The 14,382-nt window shown below is 42.5% G+C and carries 14 protein-coding genes and 1 pseudogene; 4 read left to right on the top strand and 11 right to left on the bottom strand.

What is annotated here, in order from left to right; all coding sequences use genetic code 11:
* Nucleotides 1-89 precede the first annotated feature (89 nt).
* From DUN60_RS25010 to DUN60_RS07060, 3 genes and pseudogenes are all read right to left on the bottom strand, one after another.
* Nucleotides 90-362: pseudogene (locus DUN60_RS25010) on the bottom strand (ISL3 family transposase); the annotation flags it as partial.
* Between the two features lie 190 nt (nucleotides 363-552).
* Nucleotides 553-1,746, bottom strand: a complete 1,194-nt coding sequence (locus DUN60_RS07065; RefSeq protein WP_114633590.1) for a class I SAM-dependent methyltransferase — start codon at nucleotides 1,744-1,746, stop codon at nucleotides 553-555.
* Between the two features lie 129 nt (nucleotides 1,747-1,875).
* The gene (locus tag DUN60_RS07060; protein WP_017088499.1) at nucleotides 1,876-3,279 is read right to left on the bottom strand and encodes a methyl-accepting chemotaxis protein; all 1,404 of its coding nucleotides are present in this window, start codon (nucleotides 3,277-3,279) and stop codon (nucleotides 1,876-1,878) included.
* Nucleotides 3,280-3,367: 88 nt separating this feature from the next.
* Here DUN60_RS07060 and yccX point away from each other — a divergent pair, with 88 nt between their 5' ends.
* Nucleotides 3,368-3,655 carry an acylphosphatase gene (yccX, locus tag DUN60_RS07055; RefSeq protein ID WP_114633589.1) on the top strand — a complete coding sequence of 96 codons (288 nt, stop codon included), beginning with the start codon at nucleotides 3,368-3,370 and terminating at the stop codon, nucleotides 3,653-3,655.
* Between the two features lie 58 nt (nucleotides 3,656-3,713).
* Here the strand turns inward: yccX and DUN60_RS07050 are convergent, their stop codons facing one another.
* The 6 genes from DUN60_RS07050 to DUN60_RS07025 form a co-directional block, all read right to left on the bottom strand.
* Nucleotides 3,714-4,043 carry a TusE/DsrC/DsvC family sulfur relay protein gene (locus DUN60_RS07050; protein ID WP_004733621.1) on the bottom strand — a complete coding sequence of 110 codons (330 nt, stop codon included), beginning with the start codon at nucleotides 4,041-4,043 and terminating at the stop codon, nucleotides 3,714-3,716.
* Nucleotides 4,044-4,198: 155 nt separating this feature from the next.
* The gene (locus DUN60_RS07045; protein WP_114633588.1) at nucleotides 4,199-4,864 is read right to left on the bottom strand and encodes a Bax inhibitor-1/YccA family protein; all 666 of its coding nucleotides are present in this window, start codon (nucleotides 4,862-4,864) and stop codon (nucleotides 4,199-4,201) included.
* 295 nt (nucleotides 4,865-5,159) lie between these two features.
* Nucleotides 5,160-5,924: an amino acid ABC transporter ATP-binding protein gene (locus DUN60_RS07040; RefSeq protein ID WP_004733637.1), complete on the bottom strand. Its 765-nt coding sequence runs from the start codon at nucleotides 5,922-5,924 to the stop codon at nucleotides 5,160-5,162.
* Between the two features lie 22 nt (nucleotides 5,925-5,946).
* Nucleotides 5,947-7,044 (bottom strand): amino acid ABC transporter permease, encoded by a 1,098-nt coding sequence (locus DUN60_RS07035; RefSeq protein ID WP_004733636.1) that lies wholly within the window; start codon nucleotides 7,042-7,044, stop codon nucleotides 5,947-5,949.
* 1 nt (nucleotide 7,045) lies between these two features.
* Entirely contained in the window at nucleotides 7,046-8,251 is a 1,206-nt protein-coding gene (locus DUN60_RS07030) for an amino acid ABC transporter permease (protein WP_054547706.1), read from the bottom strand.
* Nucleotides 8,252-8,322: 71 nt separating this feature from the next.
* Nucleotides 8,323-9,351 (bottom strand): amino acid ABC transporter substrate-binding protein, encoded by a 1,029-nt coding sequence (locus DUN60_RS07025; protein WP_004733634.1) that lies wholly within the window; start codon nucleotides 9,349-9,351, stop codon nucleotides 8,323-8,325.
* Nucleotides 9,352-9,832: 481 nt separating this feature from the next.
* Between DUN60_RS07025 and DUN60_RS07020 the strand changes: the two genes are divergently transcribed.
* Entirely contained in the window at nucleotides 9,833-10,774 is a 942-nt protein-coding gene (locus DUN60_RS07020) for a precorrin-2 dehydrogenase/sirohydrochlorin ferrochelatase family protein (RefSeq protein WP_017082223.1), read from the top strand.
* Nucleotides 10,775-10,956: 182 nt separating this feature from the next.
* Here the strand turns inward: DUN60_RS07020 and DUN60_RS07015 are convergent, their stop codons facing one another.
* Together DUN60_RS07015 and DUN60_RS07010 are read right to left on the bottom strand one after the other, a co-directional pair.
* A complete protein-coding gene (locus DUN60_RS07015; RefSeq protein ID WP_114633587.1) occupies nucleotides 10,957-11,439 on the bottom strand; it encodes a YajQ family cyclic di-GMP-binding protein in 483 nt (160 codons plus the stop codon).
* Nucleotides 11,440-11,451: 12 nt separating this feature from the next.
* Nucleotides 11,452-12,510, bottom strand: coding sequence for a 3-deoxy-7-phosphoheptulonate synthase (locus DUN60_RS07010; RefSeq protein ID WP_114633586.1), 1,059 nt, complete (start codon nucleotides 12,508-12,510; stop codon nucleotides 11,452-11,454).
* Between the two features lie 207 nt (nucleotides 12,511-12,717).
* Between DUN60_RS07010 and DUN60_RS07005 the strand changes: the two genes are divergently transcribed.
* Together DUN60_RS07005 and DUN60_RS07000 are read left to right on the top strand one after the other, a co-directional pair.
* Complete coding sequence (locus DUN60_RS07005; RefSeq protein WP_004733630.1) at nucleotides 12,718-13,605, top strand: putative PEP-binding protein; 888 nt, start codon at nucleotides 12,718-12,720, stop codon at nucleotides 13,603-13,605.
* A 176-nt stretch (nucleotides 13,606-13,781) separates the two neighbouring features.
* Nucleotides 13,782-14,267: a PaaI family thioesterase gene (locus tag DUN60_RS07000; protein WP_017082222.1), complete on the top strand. Its 486-nt coding sequence runs from the start codon at nucleotides 13,782-13,784 to the stop codon at nucleotides 14,265-14,267.
* Nucleotides 14,268-14,382: the final 115 nt, after the last annotated feature.

The raw sequence follows: 14,382 nt of genomic DNA, 5'->3' as shown, positions 1-14,382 counted from the left end.
TTTAAAGTATTAGAAAAAGAGCCGAAAGGCCCTTTTTTAAGTTTCATCGCGGCTTTCCGGGGAAAGCCGCTTCTTTCGTCATGAAGAGGTAGTTGTTCTATATAGCTTTTGAGGCGCTTCGTTATACGAGCAGAAGGCTCCAACCAAGATAGAGATTCTGTTTTTATACCGCAGTCACAACACTTAATTCTTCGTGTTTGAACGGAAAGTTCAACAGGAACACCGATCAACATAGCTTCTTTTTCATGGCGCCATTGATATTCATGGATAGCTTCGGCTCCAAGGCCACAAAGGTATTTAGCCTCAGAGTTAGGTTTAAAAATCAGGTTAATCAGTGATGATGTCTGATGAGACTTTACTATTTGAAAGCCTTCTCAGAATGAAGATAGGAAAGTATGATTCAGCATGAAAACGGTAGTTTGTGTATGATTTTTGTTTGGCGACTAAACCATATCACTTACTACCGTTTTTGTTATTAGTTCCCGTGAATCCGCGATGAACCTTTTTATTACGTCTATTTGGCTATGAAAACTAGACTCTAAAGCACTAGAATTAAAGCACCTTACAAGCAAAACCTTTTAGGTAGAAACCTTCTGGGTAAGCTGTATCGATCAAGTGATCGGCAGCTTGCTCGAAGCGTTCAACAAACTTCACTGTTCTGCCCGCATCTAGAGCGGCATCAGCAATGATCTTTTGGAATAAGTCAGCCCCCATCAAACCTGAGCAAGAGTAGGTGAGTAGTGTTCCACCTGGCTTCAGGATTTGCATTGCTAGCATGTTAACGTCTTTGTAGCCGTTAGCGCCTGAAGTTAGGTTGTTCTTGCTTGAAACAAACTTTGGTGGGTCCATTATCACTACGTCAAACTTAGTGCCCTGGTCACGGTATTCTCGAAGTAGTTTGAATACGTCAGCGTTTAGGAATACAGCACGCTTTTTCGAGATATCAAACTCGTTAAGTTCAGCGTTGAACTTAGCTGTATCAAGAGCAAGTTGAGATACGTCTGCGTTGATCACACGCTTCGCGTCGCCTTTAAGTGCGTAAAGGCCAAAGCCACCGGTGTATGAGAAACAGTTAAGGACATCTTTGCCTTTAACGTACTTCATAGATTCTTTGCGACTATCACGTTGGTCCATATAGAAGCCCGTTTTGTGGCCTTCCATAATGTTCACGCTGATCTTCACGCCGTTTTCTTCAATGACTACTGACTTAGGTGGCTCTACGCCATGCAGTACGCCGACGGTTTGCTCTAAACCTTCTTTTTTACGAACCGCTACGTCAGAGCGTTCGTAAATATTACATTCAGGGAAGCATTCAACTAAAGCTTCAACGATAACGCTTTTGTTGAATTCCGCGCCAGCACTCAGTAGTTGGCAAACTAAGAAGTCTTGGTACTTGTCGATAGTAATACCTGGCAGGCCGTCAGATTCAGCCGCTGTTAATCGGTACCCCGTTAGGCCGTCACGTTCGATGATATCATCACGTAGTGATTGTGCGTCTTTAAATCTTTTGATGAAAAACGCTTTATTGATTTCTTCTTTTTCAAATGTCCAAACACGAGCGCGAATTTGAGATTCTGGTGAGTAAGCTGCTTTTGCGAGCCACTGACCATTTTGAGCATATACGTCTACAGTTTCACCTTGTTGTGGTTCGCCTTCGACCTTATCGATACCGCGTGAAAATACCCAAGGGTGTTTACGGCGTAGTGATTTATCTCGGCCTTTAGCTAGATGAATTGAAGGAGTCATAATTTACTCTGTTTGTTGAATTTGAAGGAGGGGTATTGTCGGGGAAGTACAAGGGAAAAGCAAATAAGAAAGGGCTGCAGAAGCAGCCCTAGCAATGATTAATTAACACATAGTGGTTAGATGTGAGTATTAAGCTTTAAGACCTGTCAGCAAACCTTCCATCGTATCGCTTTGCTTACGAAGTTGGTCAACATTTACATTACTCTTACTGATCATTTCACAGATGCTGTCTGATTGATGACGAATTTCTTCAACACTTTGTGCAATGTTGTCAGCAACAACACCTTGCTCTTCAGCAGCAGTAGCAATTTGAGTGCTGCTATCAGAAATAGATTGGTTCTTTTCAGCTAACGATCCAATCTCAACGTTTACTTCCGACATCAATGTTTGACCTTCGTTAGCATTGCTAACAGTCACTTCCATCAATTTTGTCAGTGATTGGCTGTTACGTTGTAATGATTCGATCATGCTCTGGATTTCAACCGTTGCTTGTTGAGTACGGCCGGCAAGGGCACGGACTTCATCGGCAACAACAGCAAATCCACGACCTTGCTCGCCAGCACGTGCAGCCTCAATGGCAGCATTCAGGGCTAATAGGTTAGTTTGTTCAGAGATGCCATTGATGGTTGCGACCACTTCATCAATTTGCGCTGCGTTAGCATCAAGCTCTTCTACCGCTTGCGAAGCTGATTGAATTTCTTGAGATAGGCTTGAGATAGATTCCAATGTATTTGAAACTTTTACTTGGCCACTCTGTGCAACACCGCGAGCGTCCATAGTTTGAGAGCTAGACTCATGAGCAAGGGTAGCGACTTCACGAATCGTAGCTGCCATTTGTTCCGTTGCACTTGCTAAACTATTCAGGTGTTCTTGTTGGTTACCCGAGATGTCTGAGCTCTGTTGTGTCGACTGGTTTAAGTCAGAACTGATCTGCTGCATGAGTGCGACAGACTCTTGGATTGATAGAACCATGTTTTGTTCACGTTCTGCTACCTTATCAATAGTAATTGCGATTTCACTGAACTCATCACGAACGAGGAAGTAGTTCATACGACAGGTGAGATCACCACTCGCTAGCGTGCTTAACGCTTTGTTCATAGAGAACATTGCGCCACCGATGAAAGTCATGATGTAGTAAACACCCAGCGCGATCAGCGTTAGGGTTACTGCGATAATTGAAACCTGAGTCGTAGATAGAGCTGACCATAAGTTTTGATCATGGTTAGCAACCAAGCTGAATGCACCGTTCATAACTGAGACGGAACCAACACCATAGCCTAAAGAGATGGTTTCAGAATTACTGACAAGTTGAGCAACTTGATCTTTCGTCAGTTGACCCGCTTCGATAAGCCCTTTCATCAGGAGCATTTCTTCTTGATAAAGATGAGCAAGTAAAGAGTCCGCTGCGCTATCTAAAACAAGAGTTAATATAACCAGGGCGAGAAGAGGTAATAAGAAGAGTAGATAGAACTTTTCTTGGATTTTTAGGTGAATGAGATATTTGTCAATCCAACGAAATGGGATTTCTTTCATAATCGTTATACTCGAAGTAAGTCCACCAATAAGCGGTGAATGAATAGAGTCGCAACTATATCATTCATACAATTTATGAGGCAACGTTATGGAAAGTTCACAATATATTTTTGTCGTATCAGGCGTAGTTCAGTGTGTTGGTTTTCGCTATCACACCAGTAGGCAGGCACAAGCTCTGGGCATTTCAGGCTATGCAAAGAACCTAAATGATGGCCGAGTTGAAGTGTTAGCTGTCGGAAAGGGTAAGGACATAGAGAAGTTCCACGCATGGCTCAATATTGGTCCTTCGAGTGCGACAGTAGACCAAGTAGTGATGCATCGAGTTAAAGAAAGTGAGCGACAGGATGTACGTATAGATGAGTTTAAAATACTGTAGCTAGCGCACTACAGTATTTGCCTTTTTACCTTGAGAGTAACCTAAAGTTGTTTAAGCGTTACAAGCATTTTGCTGGTTTAGGTAAACCTGCGAGCTTGGTTGCTTGTTTAGCGGGGCCTTTCTTGAACAATTTGAATAGGTACTTACTGTTACCTTTCTCTGGGCCGTGCGCTTTTTCCATCGCTTTAACGAGCATACGAACAGCCGGAGAGGTTTTGAATTCTTCGTAAAAGCTTCTTACAAAATGTACCACTTCTAAGTGCGCATCAGTCAGTTCAATCGCCTCGTCTTGAGCAAGAATCTCAATCATACCTTCTTCCCATTGTGTGTAGTCCAATAGGTAGCCTTGAGCGTCGGTTTCAATTTGTTTGCCATTATATTCAAACATGTTTAGTCCAGAATCAGTTTAACTCAGTAAATAGGGTACATGACCACGTTTGCCTTTCTCAAGAAATATCGTCGTTATCTCTAGGAATATTGCAACTATAGATACAAAAAAGCCCAAGAGACAGGCTCTTGGGCTCAATTTTGAACGAACTATGATTAGTCGTTGCTGTTCATAATACCTAAGATGCTTAGTAGGCTGATGAAGATGTTGTAGATAGAAACATACAAGCTAATCGTTGCTGAGATGTAGTTTGTTTCACCGCCGCGGATGATGCTTTGCGTTGTTAGCAAAATAACACCAGTCGAGAATAGGATGAACATACCGCTCATTGCTAACGACAGTAGAGGCATTTGTAGGAAGATGTTTGCAACCATCCCTACTAGCAGAACAACAAAACCAGCCATTAGCATACCGTTAAGGAATGAAAGGTCACGTTTAGTCGTCAGTGCGTAAGCTGATGCACCCATAAATGCTAATGCTGTACCACCAAGTGCAGTAAGGATGACATCACCCATGCCTGCGCCAACGTACATGTTTAAGATTGGACCAATGGTGTAGCCTAAGAAACCTGTAAATAGGAATGTGAAGACTAGACCCATGCTATTGTCACGGTTCTTTTCTGTTAGGAACAGTAGGCCGTAGAAACCAATTAGCATAATGATAAGACCAGGGCGAGGAAGGTTCATCGCCATAGATACGCCTGCTACTACAGCAGACCAAAGTAGTGTCATAGACAGTAGTGCGTAGGTGTTACGCAACACTTTATTGGTTTGCAGAGCACTTTCTTGAGATGCTGTGCGTGAAAACATAGGGCTGTTCATAATCTTCCTCGTAAGGTGACTTCAATAGTTATTAGTACATTTATGGGGCTGAAAGTTCGAAAAATCAAGTCTTTCATTCCTTTTGTATACCTAAAATAATAATCAAAATAGTCGGTTAAGTGTTTCTTAAGGTGTAACAAAGTGTTTCTAATGACGTATAAAGTGTCGCTAATACTCGATGTTCAAACTTTCATAGTTACTGGTTAATGATTTATAACCTTTGAAAAACTAACTATAACCTTGAAAAATAAAGAGGCGACCTAAGCCGCCTCTATAGTTTATGCATCATAACACATTAATGGTGCAAGATTTGGCTCAAGAAGTTCTGCGTTCTGTCCGATTGTGGGTTTTCAAAGAAGTCGACAGGGTTGTTCTCTTCTATGATTTCACCTGCATCCATAAAGATAACGCGGTCGGCAACTTCTTTAGCAAAACCCATCTCGTGCGTTACACACAACATCGTCATGCCTTCTTCGGCAAGCTCAACCATAACGTCTAGTACTTCACGAACCATTTCCGGGTCGAGTGCCGATGTTGGTTCATCAAACAACATGACTTGCGGGTTCATACATAAAGAACGAGCGATTGCCACACGTTGTTGTTGGCCACCTGAAAGCTGTCCTGGGAATTTATCCGCTTGCTCAGGGATTTTTACACGCTCGAGGAATTTCATAGCGATTGCTTCAGCTTCCTCTTTCGGCATCTTCTTCACCCAAATAGGGGCCAGAGTACAGTTTTCTAAAACCGTTAGGTGAGGGAATAGGTTGAAGTGTTGGAAACACATACCTACATCTCTGCGCACGGCTTCAATGTTCTTCAGATCTTCTGTCAGTTCATTACCTGAAACGAAGATATGACCTTTTTGGTGCTCTTCTAATCGGTTGATACAGCGAATCATCGTTGATTTACCTGAACCAGAAGGGCCACAAATAACAATTTTCTCGCCTTTTCTAACTTCCAAATTGATGTTTTTAAGAACGTGGAACTCACCGTACCACTTGTTCATGTCTTTTAACTCGATCATAAGACCTTGAGAGTTGTTTTCTGTTTGCTGCGTCATAATACGTCCTTGATCTTGTTAATTATCGTTTGTGACCGGTGTGAAGTCTGTTTTCTAGCCAAATCGAGTATCTCGACATGCCAAAACAAAACACCCAGAACACTAACGCGACAAATACATAACTTTCTGTTGAAAACCCAAGCCATTCAGGATCGGTATTCGCGGCTTGGCCAATTCCCAATACATCAAACATACCGATAATTAAAACCAGACTGGTATCTTTGAACAAACCAATAAAGGTATTCACAATTGAAGGAATCGTGATTTTAAGAGCTTGAGGTAGAATGATAAGCCCTGTTTTTTTCCAGTAGCTCAACCCTAAAGCATCAGCGGCTTCGTATTGACCTTTTGGTATTGCTTGCAAACCACCACGGATTACCTCTGCCATATAAGCCGCACTAAATAGTACTACCCCAACCAACGCTCTGATCAGTTTATCGGTTTCCATCCCTTCTGATAAAAAGAGCGGAAGCATTACCGAGGCCATAAATAGAACCGTAATCAGCGGTACACCACGCCAAATTTCGATGTAAACGGTACACATACTGCGGATGATCGGCATCTCTGAACGACGCCCAAGTGCCAATGCAACGCCAATAGGAAGTGACACTACAATACCAACAAGTGCGATGATCAGCGTAACCAGTAGACCGCCCCATTTATGGGTATCAACAACCTCTAGTCCAAATACACCACCGTATAGTAAGCCAGCGATGATAAACGGGTAGATGTTTACGAAGAACAACCAAATCCACGTGCGCTTAGGTGTTTTTTCGTAAGCTAACAAAACGACAAAAATAGCTAACGTTGCGTAGAAAAGGCGAGGGCGCCACAGTTCAGCTTCTGGATAGAAGCCATACATGAATTGGTCCCAACGAACACTAATGAAAACCCAACATGCTCCATCACTTGTACAGGCATCTCGAGTTGTTCCTATCCAATCAGCATTAATGAATGCCCAATCTGCTATTGCCCACAATAAAGTGAAAGCAAAATAACCAAGGACCACAGTGACGACACTGTTAATTGGTCCATTAAATAGATTTTTTCTTAACCAACCGACAGGTCCAACAGTATTCGCTGGAGGCGGAAGATCAGGTTGAAATTGATGTGTACTCATCTTATCTCTCCACCAACGCTACTTTGCGGTTGTATATGTTCATTAGAGCGGATGTTAATAGGCTTAGAGTCAGGTAGACGCCCATTGTCATCGCGATTACTTCGATAGCTTGTCCAGTTTGGTTCAATGTTGTTCCTGCAAATACAGAAACAAGATCGGGATAACCAATGGCCATCGCAAGTGATGAGTTTTTGGTCAGATTCAAATACTGACTGGTTAATGGTGGAATGATAATTCTTAATGCTTGTGGAATAATCACCAACTTGAGGGTTCGTGTTCTAGGGAGACCTAGAGACATCGCAGCCTCTGTTTGCCCATGGTTTACCGCGTTAATACCTGAACGCACAATCTCGGCGATGAACGCTGCAGTGTAGATACTTAAAGCAAGCATCAACGCAGCCAGTTCAGGGATGATGCTAATACCGCCTTTGAAGTTAAACCCTTTCAAAACAGGGTACTCCGCAGAGATAGGCATGCCCATAACAAAGTAAGTTACCAATGGTAAGCCCACAATCAGTGCCGCAGCAATTCGCAACATTGGTGTTTGTTGGCCGGTTAGCTTTTGCTTGTTATTAGCCCATATGTTGATAACAAAAGTAGCGATGACACCCGTAATCAATGATGCGATCACAATACTACTGCCTTGCTCTAACACTGGTGCAGGGAAGTACAAACCACGTACGTTCAAGAAAATGGCTTCACCAAGGCTCATACTTTGACGAGCAGAAGGTAAGGCTTGTAGAACGGCGAAATACCAGAAAAAGATTTGCAACAGAAGAGGGATGTTTCGGAATATCTCAATATAGATAGCTGCAAATCGGCTAACTAACCAATTTGAAGAGAGCCTTGCAATACCCATACTAAAGCCCAGTACCGTGGCTAACATTATGCCGAGTACAGAAACCAAAGCGGTATTGAGAAGACCGATAAAGAAGGTACGACCGTATGAGAATGTTTCGTCGTATTCAATCAGTGTTAAGCCGATACCAAAACCAGCTTCTTGGGATAAAAAATCAAAACCAGTGGCGATACCACGGGAATCTAAGTTAGTGAGTGCATTATTTACAATCGTATAAAAGAAAGCACAAAGCGCCCCGACGGCGATAATTTGGAAAACAATTGAGCGAAAAGTGGGGTTGTAAAAAAGGTTGGCACTTTTGGGCTGTGGCTTTGCCTGAGCTGGAGAAATAGTTTCATTAGGTTTCATACTGCTATAACCTCAAATCCATTTAATAAATAGGGCGGAAAAGTCCGCCCTAATTGATGCTTGTAAATTTATTAACGGATTGGTGGAGCGTACATAAAGCCGCCCGCATTCCATAGTGCGTTTACGCCACGAGAGATCTGTAGTGGTGAACCTGTACCAACAGTACGTTCGAAGCTCTCACCGTAGTTACCAACTTGTTTAATGACTTGGTAACCCCAATCGTCACGAATACCAAGGCCTTTGCCTTTAGGACCGTCGACACCAAGAATACGTTTGATGTTTGGATCTTTTGACTTAAGCATTTCGTCAGCATTCTTAGATGAGATACCGTACTCTTCCGCGTTAATCATTGCTGAAAGTGTCCATTTAGCGACGTTGAACCACTTGTCATCATCTTGACGAACAACAGGGCCTAGTGGCTCTTTAGAGATGATTTCAGGAAGTACCTGTGCAGATTTAGGATCAGCTAAGTTTAGGCGAAGTGCGTAAAGACCAGATTGGTCAGTCGTTAGCACATCACAACGACCCGCGTCGAAGCCTTTAGATGTTTGTGCTGCCGTATCGAATACCACTGGCTTGTAAGACATGCCACTGTTACGGAAGTAATCGGCTAGGTTAAGTTCAGTCGTTGTACCTGATTGAACACATACAGAAGCGCCATCAAGTTCTTGAGCACTTGTAAGACCGAGTTCTTTCTTAACCATGAAGCCTTGACCATCGTAGTAGTTAACGCCTACGAAGTTCAGACCTAGAGCTGTGTCACGATGTAGTGTCCATGTTGTGTTACGAGATAGTACGTCGATTTCGCCAGATTGAAGCGCGGTAAAACGTTCTTTAGCAGTAAGAGGTACATACTTAACTTTAGTTTTGTCACCGAGTACAGCCGCTGCAAGAGCTTGACAATACTCAACATCAATTCCTTCCCATTCACCTTTTGAGTTAGGGTTAGAGAACCCTGGAAGACCGGTACTTACACCACAAGTTAGAAAACCTTGAGATGTGACTTTGTCCAGAGTGCTTTCTGCCGCTGATGCTGATGTTGCCATCATCGCAGTTGATGCAGCTACTACTGAAGCAAGAAGTGTTAGTTTATTTGTCATTTGTATCCTTCCTTGTTAACCAGGTGACACCTGATACTCGTGCTCATTTGAGTTTTTCTATATGTGTTGCGTTTTCTATGACCTTGTTACTCAAATCAAACTGGTTGCATTTTGCAAATGAAACTGTGTGCGATTTAAACAACTATTTATAAGGTTAGGAAAGGATCTGTACTTTCACAAATGTATAATTTAAAAAGAATTTTGAATGAAATCACAAATCCGAACACAATTAGAATGACCAAATGTTAACTTAATGTAAATAGTGCAGCGCTTCACACTGTTGGTGCAACGAGATTTAGATTTTTATATTGACAATTGACTAGGTTAATATTCTGAATCAATGTCACAATGATGAAACATTAAACTTCAGAAAGATTGAAATTTGGTGAATAAATATTTTTATTGTACTTGGATAGTTATTAATATGCTCCAAATTTGGTAGCATGGCTGAATAGTTATTGAAGTCACCTCAAGGAAGAACATGCGTTATTTCCCAATGTTTTTAGATGTAGAAAATAAGCCGATCTTAGTGGTAGGTGGGGGTGAGGTTGCTTGCCGAAAAGTCGATAGCTTGTTAAGAGCTGGGGCGGATGTCACGTTAGTGTCCCCAAAGGTAGAGCCTTACTTAAAGCAGCTTGTCGATGATAATAAATTACATTGGATTCAAAATTTTTACTCTTCACAACTTATCTCGAAAAACTACTTACAAGTGTGGGCAACAACAGACAACCCAAACCTAAATCATCAAGTACATAATGATGCAAAAAAAATGGGTATTCTTGTCAATGTGGTCGATGACTTACCCTATTGTGACTTCATCACTCCTTCAATGATAAATCGCGGAAGAATCCAAATTGCGATCTCAAGTGGGGGTGCATCACCTGTTTTGGTGAGAAATATTAGAGAAAAACTCGAAACGGTATTGCCACAAAACATAGGTTTGATTGCGGACTTTGGTGCATCAAAACGCAATTCGATTAAGGAGTCCTTTCCTACTGTTGATGAACGCCGCAAATTCTGGGAACGCTTTTTGTCATCCAGTTTTATCAATCAAGTGACGGATAGGGAGCAACTTGAATCGTATTATCAACAGTCGCTGACTGAGCAAGTTGATAGTGAAGGTCAGGTAACTTGGATCGAATTTGAGCAAGACGTTGAGTTATTGCCTATGAAGGCCCTACGTTTGATGCAAGAAGCAGAGTTAGTGCTTTCACCGAGCGATTGTCCATTTGAATTTGTCGACCTGTGCCGCCGAGACGCAGAAAGAGAAGGTTATGCTGACAGTGGAGAGCTGTCGACCAAGCTTGAGCAAGCGAGAGCCGAGAAATTGCGAGTGTGTGTCTTTATTCCACCAGCGAGTGTTGAGTTCAATTTACTGGCCGGCAAAGACCTTAAACTGTCTGTTGCCAAAGTGCTCAGTTGAGTTGATAGATTTTAGTTGAAGTGAGCGCTTTCTAGTTGTTTGAAATCGGCTAGAGACGCTGAATAAGACTGACTCGATAAATAAAAAGCCACTTCCCAAAGAAGTGGCTTTTTGCTATTTCGAACACGACATTGTGCTGATGAATGAGCAACCTAAAGTAAGCGGTCGCTCAAACTCAAAAATTAGTCGCGGAAGTTGTCAAACTGGAAAGGTTGACCAAGTTCACCGCTGCGAACTAGAGCCATAACAGCTTGTAGGTCATCACGCTTCTTACCGGTTACACGAACTTTGTCGCCTTGGATAGAAGCTTGAACCTTAACTTTGTTGTCTTTGATTAGCTTAACGATTTTCTTAGCTACATCCGTTTCGATACCTTGCTTAAAGATAACCGTTTGGTGCCAAGTGCGACCTGTTTGGTCTGCCGATTTCGCTTCCATCGCGTTAGGATCAACATTACGCTTTGTCAGGTTGCTACGAAGGATATCGCGCATTTGCTTCAGTTGAAAATCGTCTTGAGCAGTCAATTTTACTGATTCATCTTTGTAATCAAAGCTTGCTTCAACGCCGCGAAAATCGAAACGAGTCGACAGTTCACGGTTTGCGTTGTCTACCGCGTTACGCAGTTCTACTGCTTCTACTTCAGAGATAATGTCAAATGATGGCATTGTGTTGTTTCCTTAAGCTAAGTTTCTATCTTTAATTGCTGTTGCAAGCATATCTAGCATTGTTGCAGTATCTTCCCAGCTTAGGCATGGGTCAGTAATAGACTTGCCGTATTCTAGGTTGTTGATATCTGTCATTGGCTGGTTACCTTCAACAATGAAGCTTTCTGCCATGATGCCTGCAATTTGATTCTTGTTAGAATTGATTTGCTCACAAATGTCTTGTGCAACTTCTAACTGTTTACGGTGCTGTTTCTGACAGTTAGCGTGGCTAAAGTCTACAACCAAACGTTGAGGTAGATCGAATTCAGCCAGTTGCTTACATGCGTTATCTACAGATTCAGCATCAAAGTTAGGGCCTTTATCACCACCACGTAGAATTACGTGACCGTATGGGTTGCCAGAAGTACGGTAAACCGTCATACGGCCGTTCTTATCTGGAGAGTAGAAGTAGTGTGATGCATGCGCAGCACGAATCGCATCAATAGCAATTTTGATGTTGCCGTTAGTTGCGTTCTTGAAACCAACTGGGCAAGACAGTGCAGAAGCCATTTCACGGTGAATCTGAGATTCAGTCGTACGAGCGCCAATTGCGCCCCAAGTGATAAGGTCTGCAATGTACTGACCGGTGATCATATCAAGGAATTCAGTCGCGGTAGCTAGGCCAAGCTTATTGATATCTAGTAGAAGTTTACGAGCTTTGTTCAAGCCTGTTTCAAGTGCATATGACCCATCAAGGTTAGGATCGGTAATCAAACCCTTCCAACCTACAACAGTACGAGGTTTCTCGAAGTAGGTTCTCATTACAACGAACAGTTCATCTTTGTACTGGTCTTGAATCTGACTTAGACGCTCAGCGTAATCAAGTGCCGCTTCTGTATCGTGAACAGAGCAAGGGCCTACGATAACTAATAGGCGGTTATCACGACCTGTTAGAATATCTTCGATTTGGCGGCGAGAATTTTTAATGCGCTCAGCAACGTCGTCAGTAATAGGATGTGCATTGCCTAGTTCGGCAGGAGTTGGCATAGGACCCAGAGCTTGGGTTCTCAACTCATCAGTTTTTAATGGCATGTGATGGCTTTTTTATTCTATTGCGAAGTGGTTAAGATAACGGAATTGAACAGAGGAATAAACTCTCTTAAGTCAAAGTTATCTCTGTTATTGCTAATATTCTTATTTTTATCAGCAGGCCAGCGTCAAATAAGGGATTTTCACTTGTATTAACAGGCAGCTATCGGTATTTTCGTTTGAACACAACATAAAAATGCTGGAGCAGCAATGACTCAAGAAAATCAAAGCACTTTGCACCCAGAACTAGTCTTAGGTGATGTGCTGCCTTCTTACAACGATAATAATAATTCTAACCACTTATACGTTTCATTATCTGAATTGGTTATGGATCGTATCTTCTATCACCCAAGTATTGAAAGTCACTTAGATACACTGACTGATATCGAAAAAACCTCTTTAGATGCGATCCTTGGCGATAAAACAGTCGATGAGCATTTTGTTTCAACCTTAGTGATTGCCATCCAAGCTGCCGTTCAGCCAAATCATACTTCTGTTCGTATCGCGTTAAGTAGTGCTGACAGCTATGGCTTCCGTTCACTACTTGGTGGTAGCTGTGAAGCCGAAGAGATAAACCCGGCACTAGGTGTTCGTGGGGTTGCTCGTTATGCAACATCAGAGTACAGCAAAGCATTCGCTTTAGAGTGTCAGGTAATTAAAGCGTTGCGAGAGCAGGGTATTAACGTTGAAGTGGTTGTACCGTATGTACGAGCATTAAGCGATGCCGCTAAGATTATTGATTTGCTTGCGGAGCAAGGCTTACCGCGAGGCCTTAATGGTTTGAAAGTACTGTTCTCGTGCGATGTGCCGTCTGCAGTGCTACTAAGCGAAAGATTGCTGCATTACTTTGATGGTGTTGTAGTGAACGTTGATAGCTTAGCGTCTTTCACTTTAGGCGTGGACAAGCACAATGAAGCTCAGCAACATGCTTTTGATCCACAAAACGAGGCGGTTATTACCTTGTTGAGTATGATTGTTAAAGCAACGCTGAACGCGAAGAAGCCCGTCCTGCTTGTGACTCAAGGCTTGGTGGACTACCCGCGTCTACAAGGCTTTATCGCTGATCTTGACGGTGTTGAGACAGTCGTTACTGCATAGACCAGCTTATTGTCTAAATAAATCAACTTGCTGTATGAGTTTATTTAAAGCAATAAAGCTTTGAGAATGAAAGAGATATCATTATGCGATGATATCTCTTTTTTGTAACATTTTTTTGACATCTCGAGCGCTAATCGATTAACTGGTCTGATGACTTATTTGACTAGGTAACTCGAATGTTGACCCCTCTACAAAAAGCAAATTTCTACTTGAGCATGTTTGGCTTTTTCAAAGTGCCTCTGATCTGGCTATGCCGACCAAAACTGCTCGCGCTGGATAATCAACATGTTGAAGTGAAAATTCCTCTCAAAAGACGAACTAAGAACCACCTCAATAGCATGTACTTTGGTGTGTTAGCAGTAGGTGCTGATGTGGCGGGGGGCTTTCTTGCAATGAGTAAATCCCAGCAGCAAGGCGAAAAGATCTCGTTGGCATTTAAAGAGGTGACAGGTAACTTCTTGAAGCGCCCGGAAGGTGACGTACACTTCACTTGTAACGATGGTGAGCTGATCAACACTATGCTGGCTGAAACTATGTCTACTGGCGAGCGTGTGAATCAACCCGTGACCATAATCGCGACATGTCCGTCTTTGCATGGCGATGAACCAATGGCGGAGTTCACGCTAACGCTTTCGATTAAGAAAGTTCCTTCTAGAAAATAGCTCGGAAGTATAAGGTTGGTCGGAATCTAAATCTGAAGATCATAGTTCAACTGAAGGCATTCGTAGAACAAGTGGAAGAGCGGTATGTGAATCTAGTATCCACATACCGTAACAA

Source organism: Vibrio splendidus (genome assembly GCF_003345295.1).
GTDB classification, from domain to species: Bacteria; Pseudomonadota; Gammaproteobacteria; order Enterobacterales; family Vibrionaceae; genus Vibrio; species Vibrio splendidus_K.
Note: the sequence above shows the minus strand (reverse complement) of the source record. Positions and strands in the feature narration are given on the sequence as shown.

Excerpts from the sequence above, each read along its gene's own strand:
- yccX (WP_114633589.1), top strand. The coding sequence starts at position 3,368 with ATGGAAAGTTCACAATATATTTTTGTCGTATCAGGCGTAGTTCAGTGT.
- DUN60_RS07025 (WP_004733634.1), bottom strand. The coding sequence starts at position 9,351 with ATGACAAATAAACTAACACTTCTTGCTTCAGTAGTAGCTGCATCAACT.
- DUN60_RS07050 (WP_004733621.1), bottom strand. The coding sequence starts at position 4,043 with ATGTTTGAATATAATGGCAAACAAATTGAAACCGACGCTCAAGGCTAC.
- DUN60_RS07010 (WP_114633586.1), bottom strand. The coding sequence starts at position 12,510 with ATGCCATTAAAAACTGATGAGTTGAGAACCCAAGCTCTGGGTCCTATG.
- DUN60_RS07065 (WP_114633590.1), bottom strand. The coding sequence starts at position 1,746 with ATGACTCCTTCAATTCATCTAGCTAAAGGCCGAGATAAATCACTACGC.
- DUN60_RS07040 (WP_004733637.1), bottom strand. The coding sequence starts at position 5,924 with ATGACGCAGCAAACAGAAAACAACTCTCAAGGTCTTATGATCGAGTTA.
- DUN60_RS07015 (WP_114633587.1), bottom strand. The coding sequence starts at position 11,439 with ATGCCATCATTTGACATTATCTCTGAAGTAGAAGCAGTAGAACTGCGT.
- DUN60_RS07035 (WP_004733636.1), bottom strand. The coding sequence starts at position 7,044 with ATGAGTACACATCAATTTCAACCTGATCTTCCGCCTCCAGCGAATACT.
- DUN60_RS07000 (WP_017082222.1), top strand. The coding sequence starts at position 13,782 with ATGTTGACCCCTCTACAAAAAGCAAATTTCTACTTGAGCATGTTTGGC.
- DUN60_RS07030 (WP_054547706.1), bottom strand. The coding sequence starts at position 8,251 with ATGAAACCTAATGAAACTATTTCTCCAGCTCAGGCAAAGCCACAGCCC.
- DUN60_RS07045 (WP_114633588.1), bottom strand. The coding sequence starts at position 4,864 with ATGAACAGCCCTATGTTTTCACGCACAGCATCTCAAGAAAGTGCTCTG.
- DUN60_RS07060 (WP_017088499.1), bottom strand. The coding sequence starts at position 3,279 with ATGAAAGAAATCCCATTTCGTTGGATTGACAAATATCTCATTCACCTA.
- DUN60_RS07020 (WP_017082223.1), top strand. The coding sequence starts at position 9,833 with ATGCGTTATTTCCCAATGTTTTTAGATGTAGAAAATAAGCCGATCTTA.
- DUN60_RS07005 (WP_004733630.1), top strand. The coding sequence starts at position 12,718 with ATGACTCAAGAAAATCAAAGCACTTTGCACCCAGAACTAGTCTTAGGT.